Here is a 20,736-nt window from a genome sequence, read left to right on the forward strand (position 1 = left end):
CTTTCGGTATTTAATGTAACGGGAAAACCCCTACGGAATTGTGCACGGAAATTGCTATTCAATATTCTAAATTTTAGTGTAAGTTTGAAATTAATGTGTGCAGACAGATTCCTGCATCATAACCAACAACTTTTGAAATTTAACTGAAGCATGCATACGCTATACCGCATTCAACTGTTAATACTGATGCTTTTTGCTACTTCCACAGCAATGGCACAAAAGATTTCCTATTCACAACCGGAAAAAGACGACTACAAAAACACTGAATTCGAAATTATCGGTAAAGTGTCCGGTAATATCCTGGTGTATAAGTCTGACCGCGGTGACTATGCAGTTTCTGTTTATGATAACGGAATGGAGCTGAAACAGCGGGTAAAGCTGGACTTCCTGCCCAAGAAAGTGATCAGTATGGATTTCGTTGCCTATCCGGATAGAGTGTTGATGATCTATCAGTTTCAGTTCAAAGATGCTGTTTTTAGCTACTGTGCCACTATGAGCCCGGACGCTACTTTTGCTTCAGAGCCGCTCCTGATCGATTCTACCCGCATAGGTTATTATTCTAAAGAGAATAAAGTTTATTCTGTAGAAGTTTCGGAAGATAAAAACCGGATTCTGATCTACAAGATTAACCAGGATAAGGAAGATAATAACCTCTTTTATACTTTCCTCTACGACGGCAACATGCACCTGGTCAATAACAGCAAGGTGATGCTGCCAATGCAAACGAAGAAATTCTTCCTCAATAACTTCAATCTCACCAACGACGGTGATTTTCTCTTTAATAAACTGGAAAGAGGCAGTGGCAAAGATTATGTTATCAGTGGCAGTATGATTATGAAGCATCCACTGGTAGACAGCTTTGAGGTAACTCCGCTACAGTTCCATTCGCAGTTGCTGGATGAAATTAAGATGAAACTGGATAACCAGAAGGGCACTGCGTTGATTACAGCATTTTCCTACAAACAGAAAAGAGGAAACGTAGAAGGGCTGTACGTCTACAAATATGATTTCAAAAATCAGAAAACCTTATATGAAAAGACGGTGGCGTTTTCCAACGACCTCAAAGCTGCCGCAAGGGGTGAATCCAGTACTGCCGCAGCTTTCAACGACTATTTCATCAGAAAAGTGATCAATACTGCTGATGGCGGCTTCCTGATGACGGCAGAATCTTTCTCGACTTCTTCCCGTTATCAGCCATGGAACCGCTGGAATTATATGTACGGTCCTGGTGGTTATGGCGGCTACTATTCCCCTTATTACTATAATCCTTATTATTCTCCATGGTACTATAACCCAGGTTACTGGAACAATTCACAGGGCCTGCGCTACCACTATGATAAAGTAATTGTCATGTCGTTCGATGACGAAGGTAACATGCAGTGGAACAACTTCGTTAACAAAAGCCAGTACGACGATAATGCCGATCTGTATCTCTCTTATATGATGGTGAACGTGGGCAATCAGCTGCGTTTCCTCTATAATGACCTGGACAGAAGGAGCTATATCCTGCTGGATAACAGTCTGGAGCCGGGTGGAAAGGTAAACAGAATGCCTACACTGAGGAACCTGGATAAGGGTTATACCTTTATGCCTCGTTACGGTAAACAGATCAGTTCCCATACTGTATTGATACCATGTATCTACAGAAATTACATTTGCTTTGCTAAAATTGACTTTTAATCACACCTTTGCACTGTGATAAAATTTTTCCGTTCCGGCAATCCGCTTACGGTATTGCTGTTGTTGATATACACGCTTGTAGTTAAGTTTTATTATCTGGTCCATCCTACCACTTACCTGGCAGATGGGTCGGAGGGCTTATTATATGGATTGCTGGTAAAGTGGCTGCATGGTTTCGTGGGTGACAGTCCTTTCTTTTTTACTGCCCTGGCTGTGCTGATGCTGGTAATACAGTCGCTGTTATTCACAAAAATTGTGAACCATCACCGCCTGTTTGCCAAGCCGACTTACCTGCCGGCGATGTGTTACCTGCTGTTTACCTCCATGTTACAGAGCTGGAATGCATTTTCTCCGGCCATCATTGTGAACCTGATGATGCTGTGGGTATTTTCCAGTATTACGGAGCTGTATACGCGTACTTCGGCCAGAGATATCGTATTTAACATAGGTTTTGCCATTGGTATTTGCGGATTGTTTTACTTCCCGGCTATTATTTTCTGCCTGTTATTACTGGTAAGTATGCTGTTTATGCGTGCTTTCAGGCTGGCGGAGTGGATTATTGCCTTGCTGGGGTTGGTTTGTCCGATTTATTTAATGGGTACATACCTGTTTCTGACCAACCAGACAACACTCATGTGGAAAATTCCGAATATCGGCCTTTCGCTGCCGATGATTACGGATTACAAGGTATGGGGCGCCATGATCGCCTGTACGTTGTTCTTTGTGCTGGGCTGGTTATTATTACAAAGACCATTAAAGAAGATGCTGATCCAGAGCAGAAAAATCTGGGCAGCGATGATCATATATGTATTGGTAGCCATGCTGGTGCCATTCTTCAATGTGCATTTTTCGCCGGCTTATTGGGTATTGGCAGTATTGCCTGTTTCCATGTTTGCCGGAAACGTTTTCTGGTGCATCCCCAGCGATGCCTTTGCCAACATTGTGCACCTGATTACCTTCGCATATGTTATAATTATGCAATATTTCAGCTAAAAAGGGGTTTTCAAGTCATTGATATTCAGCAATTTCATTTTTCCGGATAAGCGGCAATGGAAAATTGCGAACGGCGAAGTAATTTTGTGCTTTCCTTGTAGATTTGTTGCAGGTGATAATGCTTGTAAAAATCGAAGGAAATCAGATAATTAAAAGCATTTTTTACTACATAAACACAAAACATTTTCAGATGAAATTTGGTGTTGTCACCTTTCCGGGTTCTAACTGTGATCATGATATGATTGACTCTTTACGTAACGATCTGGGTCAGGAAGTTATCGAGCTGTGGCATAAGGACAAAGATTTGAGCGCATTTACTACCGAAGATTGTATCGTATTGCCTGGTGGTTTTTCCTATGGAGATTACCTGCGTTGCGGTGCTATTGCTCGTTTTAGTCCAATGATGCAGAGTGTGATCGAGTTTGCCAACAAAGGTGGCCGTGTAATTGGTGTATGTAATGGTTTTCAGATTCTGTGTGAAGCGGGTTTATTGCCAGGTGCATTGCTGCAGAACCAGAATCAGCAGTTCATTTGCAAGAACATATACCTGAAAAGCGAGAACAGTACTGCTTCTCTGACTAAAGATGTAACTGGTCGTGCATTGATGATCCCTATCGCTCATGGTGAAGGTCGTTACTATGCTGACGAGGCTACCCTGGATGAGCTGGCTGCTAACAATCAGATCCTTTTCCGTTATTGCGATGAGTTTGGCAATGTTGTTGATACAGCTAATCCAAACGGAGCCATCCGTAATATCGCAGGTATCTGTAACAAAAACCGTAATGTATTTGGTATGATGCCTCACCCGGAAAGAGCTACAAGCGGCGCTTTGGGTAATACAGATGGTCAGTTGATATTCCAGAGTTTAATCAACAATAACTAATAATCAATCCAACCAACCAATTAAAAAGCTAAGTATGAAGAAGTTATTAACCGTGCTGGCACTCTTTGCGCTGCCTATCCTGGCCAGCGCACAGATAGAGAACCCAGTGAACTGGAAGTTCTCTTCCAAAAAAATAAACGAAACCACCTGGGAACTGCACATGACAGCGACCATCGACGCAGGCTGGCATTTATATGCACAGGAAGCCGGTGAAGGTCCTGTTCCTACCAGCTTCAAGATCGGTAAAAGCCCACTGGCAGTAGCACAGGGTAAGATCACTGAAGTAGGTAAGCTGCAGAAACACTTCGATAAAAACTTCAACTCAGAACTGAAATATTACGAAGGCATGGTAGATTTCGTACAGAAAGTTACCGTTAAAGGTAAAGCTGCCGTAAAAGTGAAAGGTTCCGTAGAATATATGGTGTGCGATGATCACCAATGTCTGCCTCCAAAAGAAGTAGAGTTTGCGATCTCTGTAGGTGGAAAATAAGTTGATCCGCTACACACATAAAAGACTTTTATCAAACGAGTTCCACCTTACTGGAACTCGTTTGTTGTTTTCTTTACAAAGTATTATTTAAAGCCTATTGACTTTATGAAGCATCTGCTTTCATTACTTATACCCGTATTTATGCTGTTTGCAGGGGTTGCCAACGCCCAGGACAGCAATAAACCTGTTAAGTGGACTTTCACCGCTGAAAAGGTAAATGATCAGGAATATAACGTTCACCTGAAAGGAACTATCGAAAAAGGTGTACAACTGTATTCTTCCACCATGGGAGATGACCAGGTAAACACCCGTGTTGTACTCGATAGCACCGTTAAAGGCACTATCACTGGTATCACTGAGGAAGGTAAACTGGAATCAAAGAAAGAACCGCTGCTGGATGCCGATGTGAAATATTTTGAAAACGAAGTGGACCTGGTGGTTCATGTGAAACTGACCGCCCCTGCTGATAAACTGTCGGGTAAAATCACCTATAACGTTTTAAAAGGAGGCGAATTTGCGACGGAAGAGGTACCATTTAGTGTTCAGGTGGCAGCTCCTGCCGCTGCTGCATCCGGCGATAACGCCGCTGTCGGTGAAGTAGCAGAAGATGATGCTTCCAATAAATCCCTCTGGTGGATATTCATCGCCAGCTTTGGTGGTGGTTTCATTGCATTGATTACTCCTTGCGTTTTCTCCATGATTCCAATCACGGTGAGCTTCTTTACAAAAAGAAGTGCTACAAGAGCTGCAGGTATCAAAAATGCATTTATCTACTCGCTGTCTATCATTATCATCTATACATTCCTGGGTTTCCTGATCACCAAAATTTTTGGTGCAAGTGCTCTGAATAACCTGGCTAGTAATGGAATAGCGAATATGATATTCTTTGTCATCTTCCTGTTATTTGCATTCTCCTTCCTGGGCGCATTCGAAATCTCCCTGCCTAGTTCATGGGCAAACGTTTCTGATTCCAAAGCCGGAATGGGCAGCTTTATAGGTATTTTCTTCATGGCGCTGACCCTGGCGATCGTTTCCTTCTCCTGCACAGGGCCGATCCTGGGTAACCTGCTGGTACTGGCAGCAAAAGGTGGTAACACAGGGCCGCTGGTAGGTATGTTTGGATTCTCTCTGGCACTGGCCATTCCATTCTCTCTCTTTGCACTGTTCCCAAGTCTGCTGAATAAAATCGGTAAATCCGGTGGCTGGCTGAACGCGGTAAAAGTGACTTTAGGTTTCCTGGAACTGGCTCTGGCACTGAAATTCTTCTCTAATGTGGATATGGCATACCACTGGAACCTGCTGGACAGAGAAATCTTCCTGGCACTGTGGATCGCAATATTTACCCTGTTAGGCCTTTACCTGATCGGTAAGCTGAAATTCAGTCACGACAGCGATATTCCTTTCCTGACCGTAACACGTCTCTGCTTTGCTATCATCACATTTACCTTTGTGGTGTACATGGTGCCTGGTATGTGGGGTGCTCCACTGAAAGGTATCAGCGGATTCCTGCCACATGAAGGCTCTCAGGACTTTAACCTGAACCGCTCTCTGATTGATATCCAGGCTTCGCTGGAAAGTGGTGCCGGCGGTGGTGGCGCTAAATCTGACGCTACCCTGGTAAAACCTAAGAAACTGGTAGGCATTCTGCACTCTGAAATTCCTGGTGTGGAAAATGTATTCTTTGATTACGACGAGGCAATAGCAGCAGCAAAAGCCGCTAATAAGCCACTGATGCTCGACTTTACCGGCCATACATGTGTAAACTGCCGTAAATTCGAAAAATCAGTACTCTCCAGTCCGAAAGTAATGAAGATCCTGCGTAATGATTTCGTAGTTGCTTCTCTGTATACAGATGAAAAAACGTCTCTGCCAGAAAATGAGCAATTCGTTTCTAAATTCGACGGAGGAAAGGTGACCAATGTTGGCCAGCGTAACCTGGACCTGGAAGCCACTCACTTCAACAGAAACTCACAGCCATACTATATCCCTGTAGACCTGGAAGGTAAACAGCTGGTGAATAAAGGTTATGGTTATGACCCTAAAGAAGATGTAGATGCGTTTGTAAAATATCTCGAAGATGCAAAAGCTGAATTCGAGAAGCGCACAAAAAAATAATCGGGTATCCCGTATAAAACAGAAAAGACGGCCATCTGGCCGTCTTTTCTGTTTTATATAACTACTTGATAGCTTAATTAAAATCAAATCCGACAACAGCAGCTGCATCGATCTTTTCCTGCGTACGAGTTTGCAGGTTTTTGATGCTCACGGAGTTTTCCTGTAATTCGGATTCACCGATGATGGCGACAAACGGAATATCGCGTTTATCTGCATATTTCATCTGTTTATCCATCTTGGCGTTCTGGTGGTAAAGTTCTGCCGCGATACCTGCATTACGCAGTGCCATTACATGTTGGAAGGCTACACGGGCATTGTCTTCACCTAAGTTCAGGAACAGTACTTTGGTAGACTGACCGGCAGTTTCAGGGAAGAGCTGGAGTGCTTCCAGCACATCATAAATTCGATCTACACCGAAAGAGATACCAACACCGGAAATGCCTTTCAGGCCAAACAGTCCAGTGAGGTCGTCGTATCTGCCACCGCCACCGATGCTACCTATACTTACTTCAGCAGGTGCTTTCACTTCCACGATCATACCAGTATAGTAGTTCAGGCCACGGGCCAGTGTTACATCTACAATAGGGGAAGTGTTAAAAGTCGCGTAACCAGAATTCAGTACGAAGGAAAGTTCTTCGATACCTTTTTGCCCGGTAGGACTGTCTTTCAGCAGTACTTTCAGTTTTTCCAGTTTCTCTTCGTTGGTACCATTGATGGCCAGAAATTGTTCGATAATGGCGATGTCGTTGTCAGACAAACCGCGGGTAATCAACTCTTTGCGTACGCCATCAATACCGATTTTATCCAGTTTATCTATGGAGATGGTAATATCTGTAAGGAGATCAGATTTACCGATAACTTCTGCCAGACCACTAAGAATTTTGCGGTTGTTGACACGTAATTCATAGCCTTTCAGGCCGAATTTAGTGAAAACGGTATCGTAGATCAACAGTAGTTCCACTTCATTGAGGAGGGAGTTGCTGCCTACTACGTCTGCATCGCACTGGTAAAATTCGCGATAGCGGCTACGCTGCGGTTTATCCGCTCTCCATACCGGTTGCATCTGGTAGCGTTTGAACGGGAGAGGGAGATCGTTATGGTTCATTACTACATAGCGGGCGAAAGGTATGGTGAGATCATAGCGAAGCGCTTTTTCCGTGATAGTAGAGATAAGTTCCTTTGTGCTGCCAGCGCTTTCTACCTGTTTGAGCAATTTGTCCCCGTTATTCATAATTCTGAACATCAGCTGGTCTCCTTCTTCACCATATTTTCCGGTGAGGGTAGAGAGGTTTTCCATTGCGGGGGTTTCAAGTGGTTGAAAGCCATACAATTCAAATATAGCGCGTATGGTCTGGAAAATGTAGTTACGTTTTTTAACGACTACAGGTCCAAAATCACGGGTTCCTGATACTATGGTGGGTTTTATAATCATTGTCTGTATTAATAAGTTTGGTTACTGTTCGTTTTTTACAATTTTTTCGCAGGCATCATATATGAGATTATATACGGGTGCGAAGAGTGCATCATCAAACCATGGATCTGGCACTTCTTTTTCATTTTCCAGGAGAAAATGGACTTTCTGACGATCGGCCTGATGTCGGGCGAGATGGATGACATTGTTATAGTTACTACGATCCATAACATAAATCCGATCGAATTGGTCGAAGTCGGCAACAGAAAACTGTTGACCACGGTGGCTGGCGATATCGATGCCGTGTGATCTGGCGATACGGATGGAGCGGTGGTCGGGTTGATCACCGATGTGCCAGTTGCCGGTACCTGCGGAATCGATAGTCCAGGAGAGATGATGTTCGGCTGCCAGATGTCGCATCACGCCTTCAGCAAGGGGAGATCGACAGATGTTACCTAAGCAGACCATTAAAATTTTCATGTTAAATTATATTGAAATCAGGCCGCAAACCTACAAGATATTATGGAAATCTGCATTGATTCGCATCTTATTAGTAGTTGTTATCATAGAAACGTGTGATAAGGAGCCATGGGGTAGCGACTGTTTCAATCGAATGAGTCTTAAAGGATTAAAGATCGGTAAACCAGAAAATTAAGCATAGGTAAGAAAATTCACATTAAAAAATACAAATTGTTGAAAAAATGACTCAAATTGCCGCTGGCTGTGCGATTGGGACTAAGTTTAGCAAGTTTTTTTAACAATCTTCTAAACTTTCATATACCTGATTAAAAAATATTTTTTTGTATAATTGTAAATCGCAATCAATATAATGCAGGACGAACAAACAAACAGACGTAAAGAAAATACTTATAGACCGATGGGCGAGTTAATCCGAGGGGTGTTCTTTCTACTCTTTGGTCTTTTCGTGATTTTTTCTGAAAAATTTGGCTTTGAGTTCAATTTGTCACCTAAGTGGCTGCTGATAATCGGTATAGTAGTATGTATCTACGGCCTCTTTAGAGTTTTCAATGGAATGAGGAAACTATTTATTAACAGGAAATAAGCGAAAGGAGGTTTGTTATGAGATTTCTCAATGTTACTAAGACCATGGCATTGTGCCTGGCAGCTACAGCTGTAATGTTTGCAGCCTGTAACAATTCAAACTCCAAAACGGAGAAGTTGGATACGCCAACGGAGGGAACGATAAAGATCAGTGTGGACGAGACGTATCAGCCGTTAATGGAAGCGGAAATTAAAGTTTTTCAGTCTTTATATCCTAAAGCGCATATTATTGCAGAATATAAACCTGAAGTAGAATGTTTTAAAGATCTTTTGAGTGATAGTGCGCGATTGGTGATAGTAACGAGAGATTTCAACCAGCAGGAGAAGGATTATTTTAAGCAGATTAAGATAACTCCCCGTAGTTTGCTGCTGGCCTGGGATGCGCTGGCATTGGTGGTAAACCACAGCAATCCCGATTCTATACTGACTATGGATCAGGTAAAAAAGATCATGGACGGTACGGACGACGAGAGAAAATGGCAACTGGTGTTTGATAATGCCAACTCAAGCACAGTGCGTTATATCAAAGATTCTATCAATAAGGGCAAGCCATTACCTGCCAACGTAATGGCGGCAAAAACCAACCCCGAGGTGATAGATTACGTTACAAAAAACAAAGATGCCATCGGTGTAATAGGTGTTAGCTGGATCTCCGATCCGAGTGATTCTCTTTCCATCGCATTTAAAAATGATGTAACGGTATGTAAATTGCGTGCAGACGGATATTCTGAATTTGTGAGGCCTTATCAGGCATTTATCGGGATTGGTAGTTATCCGTTGAAGCGTGGTTTCTTTTATTGTCTGAAAGAACCTTACAATGGACTTGGCTCGGGGTTTGCAACTTTCCTCGGCAGTTATGAAGGTCAATTGGTTATCAAGCAATTCAGACTTTTCCCGGCTCGCCTGAATGTGGTGTTCAGAGAAGCCAACTTAAAGTAGAAAACAACACAACTAAAAATTAAAAAAATCAGATTGCAAATGAACAGACGGAAAAGTTTAATCGTAGCAATGCTGTGTGCTGCCTCTGGTAGTGCTATGGCTCAATCTGTAGATGATGGATTGAAAGACCTGTATTACGGAAAGAATGTGTCTGCAAAACAGACCTTCGAGAAAGTAATTGCTGCGAAGCCAACAGAAGACAAAGCCTATTATTACATGGGTATAGCACAACTGGCCATGGGTGATCAGGCTGGTGCTGCTGCCACTTTCCAGAAAGGTTTGCAGGCTGTTCCAACCTCTGCTTTACTGCAGGTAGGTATGGGCCGTTTAGACCTGATCAAAGGAGATGCTGCTGCTGCAAAACAAAAATTTGACGCTGCCAGCGCTGCTACACAGGGACGTGATGGTGATGTAGCCCGCGCTATTGCTGACGCCAGCACCGAAATTAAAGGCGGTGACCGCGCTTACGCTCTTTCTACCATGGAAAAACTCATGAACAACGAAGGACGTAAGAAAAAAGAAGTATATACTGCTACCGCAGCCGATTATATCGAACTGGGTGATGCTTACCGTTACCTCGGTGGAGAAAATGGTGGTAAAGCCATCAGCTCTTATGATAAAGCACTGGAAATTGACCAGAACAATGCTGAAGCGGTAATGAAGCAAGGTCTGGTGAACTACAACGCTCACCTGAAAACACAGGCTGTTGAAGACTGGACAAAAGCAACCAATATGGATGCTAACTATGCTCCTGCTTTCTACGAACTGTTCCTGTTCTACACCACTCCTAAGAAAGATCAGCTGGATTGGGACAGAGCTGCCGGTTACCTGGAATCTTACATGAAAGTAGCTGATGCTGCAGATAAAACTAAACTGCAATATCTGTCTGCTTCTGTAGCTTTCTTTAAGAAAGACTACGATAACGCGATCTCCAAAGGTCAGGCTGCCCTGGCTGCTGGTGCAGATGCTACCAATGCTGATAAGTTGAATCTCCTGGTAGGTGATGCTTACCTGCAGAAAGGTGACTCTCTGAGCGCTAAAAAAGTAATGGATGACTATACTGCGAAAGCAGGTGGCAACCTGAATGTTCAGGATTATAAACTCCTCAGTACCATCTATCTGCGTCTGAAATCTTCTGATTCTGCAACGCAGGCTGGTTACACAGATAAAGGTCTGGAGTACCTGGAGAAATTTGCATCCATGGACACTACCAAAGAGCCTGAAGCATACAATGCGGTTGCTGAATCTTACAAATCTGCAAGAAAGTATGACAAAGCTGGTGAGTGGTACCTGAAAGCTAACGATCTGCGTGTAGCTAATAAAGAGCAACTCCAGGCGATTGATTACTATCTGCCTGCTCAGATGTTCTACTACTTCGGTGCAACTGCAAAACCACAGGATACCGTAGCGCTGAACAAAGCAGACGAACTGTATGGTAAAATGATCGAAGTTAAACCTGACTTCATCATGGGTTACTACTACAGAGGTATGGCTAACTACGCTAAAGATCAGCAAGGTCAGTCCGGTATTGCCAAGCCTTATTTCGAGAAATACATCGAAGTAGCTGGTGCTGATGCTGCTAAAAACAGGAATAACCTGGTAAATGCCTATACTTATCTCCTCCTGTACTACTACAATAAAGAAGATAAGGACAACATTAACACTTACATGGACAAACTGTTATCTGTTGATCCTAATAGTGTTACCGTTAAAGAAATCAAGGCAAATATGGCTGCCCGCGAAAAACCAGCTGGTAAACCAGCAGGAAATGGCGCTAAAACCGCTGCCGGCAACAAATAATATTTATTTTCCATAGGAAACGAAAACCCTCTGAACTTCAGAGGGTTTTTTTGTTTCTGGTTAAGGAAAAAATCTAATATTTTACTTGTTTATAGATTTGATTTTTGGTTTAGTTACAGTACTTTTGCGTATTCGGTCAATATTTTTATCGGGAAGCTTATGTATACTACTGAACTTTTGTCAGCATCATCGACACCCTTCAGCTATTTCCCTATTGTGCTGCAATTACTTGCTGCTGTGGGTTTTGTCGGAAGTACCATGTTAATAACCCATTATCTGGGTCCAAAACGTAAAACTGAAGACAAACTTATCAACTTCGAAAGTGGTATCGAGCAAAAAGGAAACGCTCGCCAGCCTGTAGCCATCAAGTATTTTCTTACCGCTATTCTCTTCGTGCTATTTGATGTGGAAGTAATCTTTTTCTATCCCTATGCTGTTAACTTTAAAGAGTTGGGATGGGATGGATTTATGGCCGTTTTGATGTTTGTTGGGTTCTTCCTGTGTGGTTTTATCTACATCGTGAAGAAAGGTGCCTTGAAATGGGAAGACTAATCTTAAATCTTTAAAATTATTACCATGCCTCGTCCGGTTCAATATAATAACAAAGTGAAGGTGGTGGATATTCCTGAGGGATATTCAGGTGAAGGATTTTATGCCACCAGTTTTGATAAGGCTATAGGCCTGGCCCGTAAGAATTCTATCTGGCCACTGCCTTTTGCTACATCCTGCTGTGGAATTGAATTTATGGCTACCATGGCAGCCACTTACGATCTGGCCCGTTTCGGTGCAGAACGTATGGCATTTACGCCACGTCAGTGCGACCTGCTGATGGTAATGGGTACTATTTCCAAGAAAATGGGCCCTATCGTACGTCAGGTTTATCTGCAGATGGCTGAGCCACGCTGGGTAATGGCCGTTGGTGCCTGTGCCTGCAGCGGTGGTATTTTCGATACTTACTCCGTTCTCCAGGGGATAGACCAGGTAATTCCGGTAGATGTATATGTACCAGGTTGCCCTCCAAGACCAGAAGGTATTATCGACGGTTTCATGAAAATTCAGGAACTCGTTCATAATGAGAGTCTGCGTCGCCGTCATTCGGACAAATACCGCGAACTGATGGAATCCTACGGTATCAAATAACTGAAGAACAGGTAAATCGTTAAACGTAAATCTAACATTGTTAATGTCTTTAACAAACGAACGCATACAGCAACGCCTCACGGAGAAGTTTGGGGATGTGGTCAGCGGTTTTGAAGAGCCGTATGGCATGCTCACCTTCACCGCACAAAGAGATTTTAACCTGAAAATAATGCAATTCCTGTTTGACGACGAGGAGTTGCGTTTTCAGTTTTTGACGGATATCACTGCTGTACATTATCCCGAAAGGAAAAATGAAGAACTGGCAGTCGTATATCATCTGCATAACTTCCAGGATAACGTCCGCGTGAGACTGAAAGTCTTTGCGCCGGTTGCTGCTCCAAAAGTATTTACCGCTTCCAAACTGTTTCTTTCTGCAAACTGGATGGAGCGTGAAACATATGACTTTTTCGGGATTGACTTTGTAGGTCATCCTAACCTGAAACGTATCCTGAACGTAGACGAAATGACTTATTTCCCTATGCGTAAGGAATTCCCGCTCGAAGACTCCATGCGTACCGATAAAGACGATGAGATGTTTGGTCGCGGCGGTAACATTTAATACTACCAGGACATGCAAGACCAGAAACAACATATCAAACTGCCGGAAGGCTCGATAGAAAAAACAACACAAACACTGAACCTGGGTCCCACTCACCCTGCTACCCACGGCGTGTTTCAAAATATCCTGGAAATAGACGGTGAACGTATCGTTAGCGCAGAATCTACCGTTGGTTATATCCACCGTGCATTCGAAAAAATCGCTGAACGTCGTCCCTACTACCAGATCACTCCACTCACAGATCGCCTCAACTACTGCTCTTCCCCCATCAACAACATGGGCTGGCATCTGACCGTAGAAAAACTCCTTGGTATAGAACTCCCTAAAAGAGTGGATTACATGCGTGTAATCATCATGGAGCTGGCGCGTATTGCGGATCACCTTATCTGTAACTCCGTTATCGGGGTAGATACCGGCGCCCTCACCGGCTTCGTGTACCTGATGACTTATCGTGAGCTGATCTACGAAATCTATGAAGAAATCTGTGGCTCCCGACTCACTACCAATATTGGTCGTGTGGGTGGCTTCGAAAGAAACTTCACTCCTGCTGCATGGGCTAAACTGGACCGTTTTATGGCTGAATACCCTGCGGTACTGAAAGAATTTGAAACCTTACTTACCCGTAACCGTATCTTCATCGATCGTACTTCCGGTGTGGGTGGTATAGATGCACAGCGTGCCATGAGCTATGGTTTCACTGGCCCTAACCTCCGCGCTGCCGGTATCGACTATGACGTACGTGTTGCGAATCCATACAGCTCTTACCAGGACTTCGATTTCAATGTTCCGGTAGGTACTACCGGCGATTGCTACGATCGTTACCTGGTGCGTAATGCCGAAATGTGGGAGAGTCTGAGCATCATCCGTCAGGCAATGGAGAAAATAAAAGGCCTGCCTGAAGATGTTTACCATGCTGACGTTCCTGAATTCTATCTGCCTCCTAAACAGGATGTATATACGAAAATGGAAGCGTTGATCTATCACTTTAAGATCGTGATGGGTGAAACGGATATTCCGAAAGGAGAGGTATACAATGCAGTAGAGGGAGCAAACGGAGAACTGGGCTTCTACCTGATCAGTGATGGTGGCCGTAGTCCTTACCGTCTGCATTTCCGTCGTCCATGCTTCATTTATTATCAGGCTTATGCCGAACTGGTACAGGGTGCAATGTTGAGTGATGCGATCATCTGTATGAGTTCCCTGAACCTGATTGCAGGAGAGCTGGATGCATAATAATTCTAAGATTAAAGCTGATTAAAATAATGGCTGTGGTTCAATTTTCTGAAGAGAAACTGAATAAAGTAAAAGAAATCATCGCACGCTATCCGGAAGGAAAGCAGAAAAGTGCGCTGATCCCGGTGCTGCACCTGGCACAGGAATCATTTGGTGGTTGGTTGAGTGCAGAAACGATGGACTATGTGGCAGAATTGCTCCAACTGAAGTCAATTGAGGTGTATGAAGTAGCAACATTCTACAGCATGTTCAACCTGAAACCGGTAGGGAAATATTTGTTTGAAGTATGTCAGACAGGTCCTTGCATGGTGAATGGTTCTGACAATATTATTGATTACATCAAAAGTACGCTGGGTATAGAAGTAGGTGAAACTACCGCTGATGGTATGTTTACATTGAAAGCAGTGGAGTGTCTGGGTGCATGTGGATATGCGCCTATGATGCAGCTGGGTAAGCATTACCGTGAGCACCTGACACCGGCGAAGGTTGATGAGATCATTGCTGAATGCAGATCTAAGGCTAACTAATGCTGTAAAACGAATCTTATGCGGTTATCAGGAATGTTATACGGGCAGAGGAAGAGTATTGTAGAAATTATACTGCTACTGGGTTTAATCACCGTATTGTGGCGCATAGACGATGCTTTTGTTTCACTTGTATGCGGAATACTTTCCGGCATTCTGTTTTACCGGCTTGGTGATCGTATTGCAAAAAAAGGGGTTAGCAAAGCCTGAAGGTCAAACAACTTTACATCACAAATCTGTTGATGACGCTTTCAAACAAGATCATGTCATCATACTATAAGGAAGAAAATGGGACGCAAATTACTGTTAGAAAACGCACATATTGAAGGTATCCGGTATTACGACACCTACCGGAAAAATGGCGGTTATGCGGCAGCTGAAAAGGCGCTTAAATCAATGGGCCCTGAAGCTGTACTGGAAGAAGTGAAGAAGAGCGGCCTGCGTGGCCGTGGTGGCGCGGGTTTCCCTACCGGCATGAAATGGAGTTTTATTGCAAAACCTGAAGGCGTTCCCCGTTACCTCGTTTGCAATGCCGATGAGTCTGAGCCAGGTACTTTTAAAGACCGCTACCTCATGGAGTTTATCCCTCACCTGCTGATCGAAGGATTACTCATTTCCAGCTTTACACTGGGAGCAAATGCTTGCTATATCTATATCCGTGGTGAATACGCCTGGATTCCTGATATTCTTGAGCAGGCAATTGCAGAAGCAAAAAATAACGGCTGGTTAGGTAAAAATATTCAGGGAACCGGTTTCGACCTGGAGATATATGTACAACGCGGTGCGGGTGCTTATATCTGTGGAGAAGAGACTGCGTTGATTGAATCGCTGGAAGGTAAACGTGGTAATCCGCGTATCAAACCTCCGTTCCCTGCGGTAAAAGGCCTCTGGCAGTGCCCTACTGTAGTAAACAACGTTGAAACACTGGCAGCTGTAGTTCCTATTATTAACTACGGCGCTGATGCATATATTGGCCTGGGTACTGGTAAATCTACCGGTACTAAACTCATTTCAGCCTGTGGTAATATCAACAAACCAGGGGTATATGAAATTGAGATGAACATCTCCGTAGAAGAATTCATCTTCTCAGAAGAATACTGCGGTGGTATCAAAAATGGCAAACGCCTGAAAGCATGTATCCCTGGTGGATCTTCTGTTCCGGTATTGCCAGCAAACCTGCTGCTGAATACGGCAAAAGGTGAAAAGCGTATGATGACCTACGAAGGTCTGGCAGAAGGCGGTTTCGCAACCGGTTCTATGCTGGGTTCCGGTGGTTTCATCGTAATGGACGAAGATCAGTGTATCGTACGTAATACCCTGACCTTTGCCCGTTTCTACCACCACGAAAGCTGCGGACAATGCAGCCCTTGCCGTGAAGGTACCGGATGGATGGAGAAAGTGTTGAAAAACATTGAATATGGTAAAGGTAAGATGAGTGACATCGAATTACTCTGGGATATCCAGCGTAAAATCGAAGGTAATACCATCTGTCCGCTCGGCGACGCCGCAGCATGGCCGGTAGCAGCAGCTATCCGTCATTTCCGCGACGAGTTCGAATGGCATATCAAAAATCCGGAAGAAGCACAACGCCGCAACTTTGGTTTAGCACATTATGCTGACCCATTACCGGTTCCGGCAGCTGTGTAGTTTTTTTGCTCGCAAAGCAGCATAAGCAGCAGAGCAGCAAAGAATATTATGTTATAGTTATTTTCAGTATCTGTTAACCCACAAATATTTCATCCATGACTGAAAATGAAATCTCGAAAGAGGTTGTAGATCTTTGTTTTTATTTACACCAGAAATACGGTCCAGGGCTGTTTGAATCTGTTTATCAGCAATTACTTGCATATGAGTTACGTAAAAAGAATTATCATGTACAAGAGCAAGCTGAAATAGATATTGAACATGAAGGAATGGTTGTTCCAAATGCCTTTAAAGCAGATTTAATCATCAATCATAAAATAATAATTGAGCTAAAATCTGTCAAAGCACTGGAAGACGTACACTATAAACAACTATATACATATCTAAAGCTTACAGATTTAAGACTAGGTCTATTGATCAACTTTAATGTTAAGCTTATTAAAGATGGTATTCACCGGGTAGTTTATAGAATATAGGTGAAACAATAATAATTAAACAAAACTTAATCCTTTGCTGCTCTGCTGCTTATGCTGCTTTGCGAGCAAAGAAAGAAAAATAAAAAGCCCGCTTGCGGGCAACAAACTGAAAACAATGGCGGAGGAAAAAAAATTATTCAAGGTTAAGATCGATAACATCTCCGTGGAGGTCGAACCTGGTACAACCATATTGAACGCAGCGCGTGGTATTGGAGGAGATGTGGTGCCACCGGCTATGTGTTATTATTCCAAACTGCAGGGAAGTGGCGGTAAATGCCGTACCTGCCTGGTAAAAGTAACCAAAGGATCTGAAGCAGATCCTCGCCCTATGCCTAAGCTGGTTGCCAGCTGCCGTACTACTGTTATGGACGGTATGGAAGTAGCTAATATCACTTCCCCTGAAGTACTGGAAGCACGTAAAGGTATTGTGGAATTCCTGCTGATAAACCATCCGCTCGACTGTCCTGTTTGTGATCAGGCAGGTGAGTGCGACCTTCAGGACCTGAGCTATGAGCACGGTGCTGAATCTACCCGCTACGAATTCAAACGCAGAACATTCGAAAAAATTGATCTCGGTGAGCATATCCAGTTGCATATGACCCGTTGTATCCTCTGCTACCGTTGCGTATTCACAGCTGACCAGCTGACAGAAAAACGTGAACACGGTATACTCGACAGAGGCGACCACTCCCAGATCAGTACATATATTCAACAAAACCTGGACAACGACTTCATCGGTAACGTGATTGATGTTTGTCCGGTAGGTGCTCTCACCGATAAAACGGCCCGTTTCAAAAACCGTGTATGGTTCCTGAAACCGGTAAATGCTCACCGTCATTGCGACAATCCTAAATGCTGCGGTAAAACCGTTCTCTGGATGCGTGGTGATGAAATCTTCCGTGTAACTGCACGTAAAGATCAATTTGGTGAAGTAGAAGAGTGGATCTGTGATACCTGCCGCTTCGACAAGAAAGAGGTGAAAGACTGGACTATTGAAGGGCCTCGTCAAATCGACCGCCATAGCGTTATCAGCCAGGGCCATTATGTAAATACTGTAAAACCGAAAGATCCACTGGTAGAAGTACTGGACGGACGTCAGCCTAAACTGCTGTTCGATATCCACAGTACCAGCCAGGTAAACAGGCCGAATATTGATTTGTCAAAAATCGACGGGCCAGCTCATTCGGACGATTTTGATAAGAAATAATCGTAACTCGCAATTCGTAATTCGTAATAGTATTTGGTAATGACGTTATTAAGCATAGACTGGTTTTTTATTCTGGAGAAAATAGCGCTGATAGCAGCGGTATTGATGCTCTCACTGGTAGTAGCGATGTATTCTACCTGGGGTGAAAGAAAGGTTGCGGCCTGGATCCAGGATCGTTTTGGTCCTAACCGTGCAGGTTTTATGGGTTTATTCCAGCCGCTGGCAGATGGTGGTAAACTGTTCTTCAAAGAAGAAATCATTCCTACCAACTCCAACAAATTCCTCTTCATCCTCGGCCCATCCATTGCTATGGTGGTGGCTTGTATGACCAGCGCCGTTATTCCATGGGGCGATACCCTGACCATTGCCGGCCGCGAGGTTTCCTTGCAGGTGGCAGACGTAAACATCGGTATCCTCTTCATCTTTGCCGTAGTAGGTATGGGTGTTTATGGTATCATGATCGGTGGCTGGGCATCCAATAATAAATATTCCCTGCTGGCATCTGTACGTGCTGCTTCCCAGATCATCTCCTATGAGCTGCCGATGGGACTGGCCTTGATTGCCCTCTTAATGTGGACAGGTACACTCAGTCTGAAAGAAATCGTTGAACAACAGCGTCATGGCATGTGGAACGTATGGTATCAGCCACTAGGTTTTCTGATCTTCCTGATTTGTGCTTTTGCAGAATGTAACCGTGCTCCTTTCGATCTTCCGGAAGCGGAGAATGAGCTGAACGGTGGTTATCACCTGGAGTATTCCTCCATGAAGCTGGGTTTCTTCCTGTTTGCTGAGTATATCAATATGTTTATCAGCTCTGCGCTGATGGCTACCATGTACTTTGGTGGCTATGCTTTCCCTGGAATGGATAGCCTGGGTGTTTCGCCTAACCTGCTGACCATCCTCGGATTCTTTGCGCTGTTTATCAAAGTGCTGCTCTTCATCTTCTTCTTTATGTGGGTACGCTGGACGTTACCACGTTTCAGATATGATCAGCTGATGCGTCTGGGCTGGAGAGTATTGATTCCGCTGGCATTGTTCAACATGCTGGCAACAGGAGCAACAGTATTATACTTACATCGTTAATTGAGAATCATACCTGCCATGTAACAGTGGCAGGTCCAAAATAAGCATTGATTATGCAAAGTTTAACTAATAGGGCAAAACCGGTTGATCGCAGGCCGATGTCGTTCGTGGAAAAGCTGTACCTCCCTGCCATTGCAAGGGGTATGGGTATTACCATGAAGCACCTTTTCAAACGTAAGGCTACCATCCCTTTCCCTGAAAAAAGACGTGAATTCAGCCCGGTTTTCCGTGGATTACACGTATTGAACAGAGATGAGGAAGGACGTGAAAGATGTACTGCCTGTGGTCTCTGCGCTGTTGCCTGCCCTGCTGAAGCTATCACCATGGAAGCAGCAGAAAGAAAGCCGGGAGAAGAAAATCTGTACCGTGAAGAGAAATACGCTGCCCGTTATGAGATTAACATGCTGCGTTGCATTTTCTGTGGATTCTGTGAAGAGGCTTGCCCGAAAGATGCGGTGTATATGTCAGAAACATTTCCTCCAAGCGCTTACCAGCGTACAACATTTATCTATGGAAAAGAGGATCTGCTGATCCCAAATCCTAAGACTGGTAAATAATTTCATTAACAAGCGGCATTTAAGCTAAAAATACAATAGTCAAACATAGCAGAGATGGGAATGAGTATCCAACAAATAATTTTCATGGTGCTGTCGTTCGTAGCGCTGGTATCAGCTCTGGGCGTGGTATTGAGTAAAAATCCGGTATCCAGTGTATTGTGTCTGATCATTACGTTCTTCGCAATCGCGGGTCATTATATTCTGCTCAATGCTCAGTTTCTGGCAGTTGTGCATATCATCGTTTATGCGGGAGCCATCATGGTATTGTTCCTTTATGTAATGATGCTGATGAACCTGAACGCGGAAGTAGAACCACAGAAACGGAACTGGCTGAAATATGCGGGCGCCATCAGTGGCGGTGCATTACTGGTAGTACTGGTAGCGGCATTGCGTGATGCAAGCATGCCTGCATTAACTGACAATGCTTCAGAAGTAGGATTAATCCATAACCTCGGTAAACTGTTGTTTACCCAGTATGTTATTCCTTTTGAAGTGAGCAGTATCCTGTTTCTGAGTGCAATGGTAGGTGCTGTAGTAATTGGTAAAAAAGACTGATCGCTTACAGGTCAGCATAATTCGTAACTCGTAATTCATTTTTATGCCTGTTCAATATTACATATTCCTGAGTATCGCCCTGTTTTGCATTGGTGTGATGGGAGTACTGATGCGCAGAAATGCCATCATCATCTTTATGTGCATAGAGCTGATGTTAAATGCGGTAAACCTGCTGCTGGTAGCATTTTCTAAAATGTGGGCAGATGCCGGAAGGGTAGATGCCGGATCAGCGCAGCTGTTCGTATTCTTTATTATGGTGGTAGCTGCTGCGGAAGTAGCCGTAGGTCTGGCTGTCATCACCATGGTCTACAGAAATACACACTCGGTAGATATTAACATTCTTAACAGGCTGAAAAATTAATAATTCTCATCCTTCATAATTATT

21 protein-coding genes are annotated in these 20,736 nt (G+C 43.8%); 19 read left to right on the forward strand and 2 right to left on the reverse strand.

The window, feature by feature from the left end:
- Positions 1 to 150: 150 nt before the first annotated feature.
- From F3J22_RS06645 to F3J22_RS06665, 5 genes are all read left to right on the forward strand, one after another.
- Entirely contained in the window at positions 151 to 1,680 is a 1,530-nt protein-coding gene (locus F3J22_RS06645) for a hypothetical protein (protein ID WP_167015508.1), read from the forward strand.
- 15 nt (positions 1,681 to 1,695) lie between these two features.
- Entirely contained in the window at positions 1,696 to 2,673 is a 978-nt protein-coding gene (locus F3J22_RS06650) for a hypothetical protein (protein ID WP_167015509.1), read from the forward strand.
- A gap of 190 nt (positions 2,674 to 2,863) precedes the next feature.
- The gene (gene purQ / locus F3J22_RS06655) at positions 2,864 to 3,556 is read left to right on the forward strand and encodes a phosphoribosylformylglycinamidine synthase subunit PurQ (RefSeq protein WP_167015511.1); all 693 of its coding nucleotides are present in this window, start codon (positions 2,864 to 2,866) and stop codon (positions 3,554 to 3,556) included.
- A 34-nt stretch (positions 3,557 to 3,590) separates the two neighbouring features.
- Complete coding sequence (locus F3J22_RS06660) at positions 3,591 to 4,046, forward strand: protein-disulfide reductase DsbD domain-containing protein (RefSeq protein WP_167015513.1); 456 nt, start codon at positions 3,591 to 3,593, stop codon at positions 4,044 to 4,046.
- Positions 4,047 to 4,151: 105 nt separating this feature from the next.
- Positions 4,152 to 6,161, forward strand: a complete 2,010-nt coding sequence (locus F3J22_RS06665) for a protein-disulfide reductase DsbD (protein ID WP_167015515.1) — start codon at positions 4,152 to 4,154, stop codon at positions 6,159 to 6,161.
- A gap of 73 nt (positions 6,162 to 6,234) precedes the next feature.
- Here the strand turns inward: F3J22_RS06665 and hisS are convergent, their stop codons facing one another.
- Both hisS and F3J22_RS06675 read right to left on the reverse strand, forming a co-directional pair.
- Positions 6,235 to 7,593, reverse strand: a complete 1,359-nt coding sequence (hisS, locus tag F3J22_RS06670) for a histidine--tRNA ligase (RefSeq protein WP_167015517.1) — start codon at positions 7,591 to 7,593, stop codon at positions 6,235 to 6,237.
- 21 nt (positions 7,594 to 7,614) lie between these two features.
- On the reverse strand, positions 7,615 to 8,052 hold the full coding sequence (locus F3J22_RS06675) for a low molecular weight protein-tyrosine-phosphatase (RefSeq protein ID WP_167015519.1): 438 nt from the start codon (positions 8,050 to 8,052) through the stop codon (positions 7,615 to 7,617).
- Between the two features lie 600 nt (positions 8,053 to 8,652).
- On the opposite strand from F3J22_RS06675, the gene F3J22_RS06680 reads away from it, so the two are divergent.
- The 14 genes from F3J22_RS06680 to nuoK all read left to right on the forward strand — a co-directional run bounded on the left by F3J22_RS06680 (position 8,653) and on the right by nuoK (position 20,712).
- Positions 8,653 to 9,573 carry a substrate-binding domain-containing protein gene (locus F3J22_RS06680; protein ID WP_167015521.1) on the forward strand — a complete coding sequence of 307 codons (921 nt, stop codon included), beginning with the start codon at positions 8,653 to 8,655 and terminating at the stop codon, positions 9,571 to 9,573.
- A gap of 39 nt (positions 9,574 to 9,612) precedes the next feature.
- Positions 9,613 to 11,373: a hypothetical protein gene (locus F3J22_RS06685; RefSeq protein WP_167015523.1), complete on the forward strand. Its 1,761-nt coding sequence runs from the start codon at positions 9,613 to 9,615 to the stop codon at positions 11,371 to 11,373.
- Positions 11,374 to 11,550: 177 nt separating this feature from the next.
- Positions 11,551 to 11,925, forward strand: a complete 375-nt coding sequence (locus F3J22_RS06690) for an NADH-quinone oxidoreductase subunit A (RefSeq protein ID WP_240155013.1) — start codon at positions 11,551 to 11,553, stop codon at positions 11,923 to 11,925.
- A gap of 24 nt (positions 11,926 to 11,949) precedes the next feature.
- Positions 11,950 to 12,513 (forward strand): NADH-quinone oxidoreductase subunit B, encoded by a 564-nt coding sequence (locus tag F3J22_RS06695; RefSeq protein WP_167015527.1) that lies wholly within the window; start codon positions 11,950 to 11,952, stop codon positions 12,511 to 12,513.
- A 43-nt stretch (positions 12,514 to 12,556) separates the two neighbouring features.
- On the forward strand, positions 12,557 to 13,072 hold the full coding sequence (locus tag F3J22_RS06700; RefSeq protein WP_167015529.1) for an NADH-quinone oxidoreductase subunit C: 516 nt from the start codon (positions 12,557 to 12,559) through the stop codon (positions 13,070 to 13,072).
- A 12-nt stretch (positions 13,073 to 13,084) separates the two neighbouring features.
- A complete protein-coding gene (locus tag F3J22_RS06705; RefSeq protein WP_167015531.1) occupies positions 13,085 to 14,305 on the forward strand; it encodes an NADH-quinone oxidoreductase subunit D in 1,221 nt (406 codons plus the stop codon).
- A gap of 29 nt (positions 14,306 to 14,334) precedes the next feature.
- Positions 14,335 to 14,832 (forward strand): NAD(P)H-dependent oxidoreductase subunit E, encoded by a 498-nt coding sequence (nuoE, locus tag F3J22_RS06710; protein ID WP_167015533.1) that lies wholly within the window; start codon positions 14,335 to 14,337, stop codon positions 14,830 to 14,832.
- 285 nt (positions 14,833 to 15,117) lie between these two features.
- Complete coding sequence (nuoF, locus tag F3J22_RS06715; RefSeq protein ID WP_167015535.1) at positions 15,118 to 16,476, forward strand: NADH-quinone oxidoreductase subunit NuoF; 1,359 nt, start codon at positions 15,118 to 15,120, stop codon at positions 16,474 to 16,476.
- A gap of 95 nt (positions 16,477 to 16,571) precedes the next feature.
- The gene (locus tag F3J22_RS06720; RefSeq protein ID WP_167015536.1) at positions 16,572 to 16,949 is read left to right on the forward strand and encodes a GxxExxY protein; all 378 of its coding nucleotides are present in this window, start codon (positions 16,572 to 16,574) and stop codon (positions 16,947 to 16,949) included.
- 115 nt (positions 16,950 to 17,064) lie between these two features.
- Positions 17,065 to 18,156, forward strand: a complete 1,092-nt coding sequence (locus F3J22_RS06725) for a 2Fe-2S iron-sulfur cluster-binding protein (protein ID WP_167015538.1) — start codon at positions 17,065 to 17,067, stop codon at positions 18,154 to 18,156.
- A 39-nt stretch (positions 18,157 to 18,195) separates the two neighbouring features.
- A complete protein-coding gene (nuoH, locus tag F3J22_RS06730) occupies positions 18,196 to 19,239 on the forward strand; it encodes an NADH-quinone oxidoreductase subunit NuoH (protein WP_205195152.1) in 1,044 nt (347 codons plus the stop codon).
- A 53-nt stretch (positions 19,240 to 19,292) separates the two neighbouring features.
- The gene (gene nuoI / locus F3J22_RS06735; RefSeq protein WP_167015540.1) at positions 19,293 to 19,796 is read left to right on the forward strand and encodes an NADH-quinone oxidoreductase subunit NuoI; all 504 of its coding nucleotides are present in this window, start codon (positions 19,293 to 19,295) and stop codon (positions 19,794 to 19,796) included.
- A gap of 54 nt (positions 19,797 to 19,850) precedes the next feature.
- On the forward strand, positions 19,851 to 20,351 hold the full coding sequence (locus tag F3J22_RS06740) for an NADH-quinone oxidoreductase subunit J (RefSeq protein ID WP_240155014.1): 501 nt from the start codon (positions 19,851 to 19,853) through the stop codon (positions 20,349 to 20,351).
- Between the two features lie 43 nt (positions 20,352 to 20,394).
- Complete coding sequence (gene nuoK / locus F3J22_RS06745) at positions 20,395 to 20,712, forward strand: NADH-quinone oxidoreductase subunit NuoK (RefSeq protein ID WP_167015542.1); 318 nt, start codon at positions 20,395 to 20,397, stop codon at positions 20,710 to 20,712.
- The last annotated feature ends 24 nt before the right edge of the window (positions 20,713 to 20,736 follow it).

Origin of the sequence: Chitinophaga sp. Cy-1792, from assembly GCF_011752935.1 — a bacterium.
Lineage (GTDB): Bacteria > Bacteroidota > Bacteroidia > Chitinophagales > Chitinophagaceae > Chitinophaga.

Coding starts and splice junctions, on each gene's coding strand:
- F3J22_RS06680 (WP_167015521.1), top strand. CDS start 8,653: ATGAGATTTCTCAATGTTACTAAGACCATGGCATTGTGCCTGGCAGCT.
- F3J22_RS06695 (WP_167015527.1), top strand. CDS start 11,950: ATGCCTCGTCCGGTTCAATATAATAACAAAGTGAAGGTGGTGGATATT.
- nuoF (WP_167015535.1), top strand. CDS start 15,118: ATGGGACGCAAATTACTGTTAGAAAACGCACATATTGAAGGTATCCGG.
- F3J22_RS06700 (WP_167015529.1), top strand. CDS start 12,557: ATGTCTTTAACAAACGAACGCATACAGCAACGCCTCACGGAGAAGTTT.
- F3J22_RS06675 (WP_167015519.1), bottom strand. CDS start 8,052: ATGAAAATTTTAATGGTCTGCTTAGGTAACATCTGTCGATCTCCCCTT.
- F3J22_RS06705 (WP_167015531.1), top strand. CDS start 13,085: ATGCAAGACCAGAAACAACATATCAAACTGCCGGAAGGCTCGATAGAA.
- F3J22_RS06725 (WP_167015538.1), top strand. CDS start 17,065: ATGGCGGAGGAAAAAAAATTATTCAAGGTTAAGATCGATAACATCTCC.
- F3J22_RS06645 (WP_167015508.1), top strand. CDS start 151: ATGCATACGCTATACCGCATTCAACTGTTAATACTGATGCTTTTTGCT.
- F3J22_RS06660 (WP_167015513.1), top strand. CDS start 3,591: ATGAAGAAGTTATTAACCGTGCTGGCACTCTTTGCGCTGCCTATCCTG.
- F3J22_RS06685 (WP_167015523.1), top strand. CDS start 9,613: ATGAACAGACGGAAAAGTTTAATCGTAGCAATGCTGTGTGCTGCCTCT.
- nuoK (WP_167015542.1), top strand. CDS start 20,395: ATGCCTGTTCAATATTACATATTCCTGAGTATCGCCCTGTTTTGCATT.
- nuoH (WP_205195152.1), top strand. CDS start 18,196: ATGACGTTATTAAGCATAGACTGGTTTTTTATTCTGGAGAAAATAGCG.
- F3J22_RS06720 (WP_167015536.1), top strand. CDS start 16,572: ATGACTGAAAATGAAATCTCGAAAGAGGTTGTAGATCTTTGTTTTTAT.
- nuoE (WP_167015533.1), top strand. CDS start 14,335: ATGGCTGTGGTTCAATTTTCTGAAGAGAAACTGAATAAAGTAAAAGAA.
- F3J22_RS06665 (WP_167015515.1), top strand. CDS start 4,152: ATGAAGCATCTGCTTTCATTACTTATACCCGTATTTATGCTGTTTGCA.
- purQ (WP_167015511.1), top strand. CDS start 2,864: ATGAAATTTGGTGTTGTCACCTTTCCGGGTTCTAACTGTGATCATGAT.
- nuoI (WP_167015540.1), top strand. CDS start 19,293: ATGCAAAGTTTAACTAATAGGGCAAAACCGGTTGATCGCAGGCCGATG.
- hisS (WP_167015517.1), bottom strand. CDS start 7,593: ATGATTATAAAACCCACCATAGTATCAGGAACCCGTGATTTTGGACCT.
- F3J22_RS06740 (WP_240155014.1), top strand. CDS start 19,851: ATGGGAATGAGTATCCAACAAATAATTTTCATGGTGCTGTCGTTCGTA.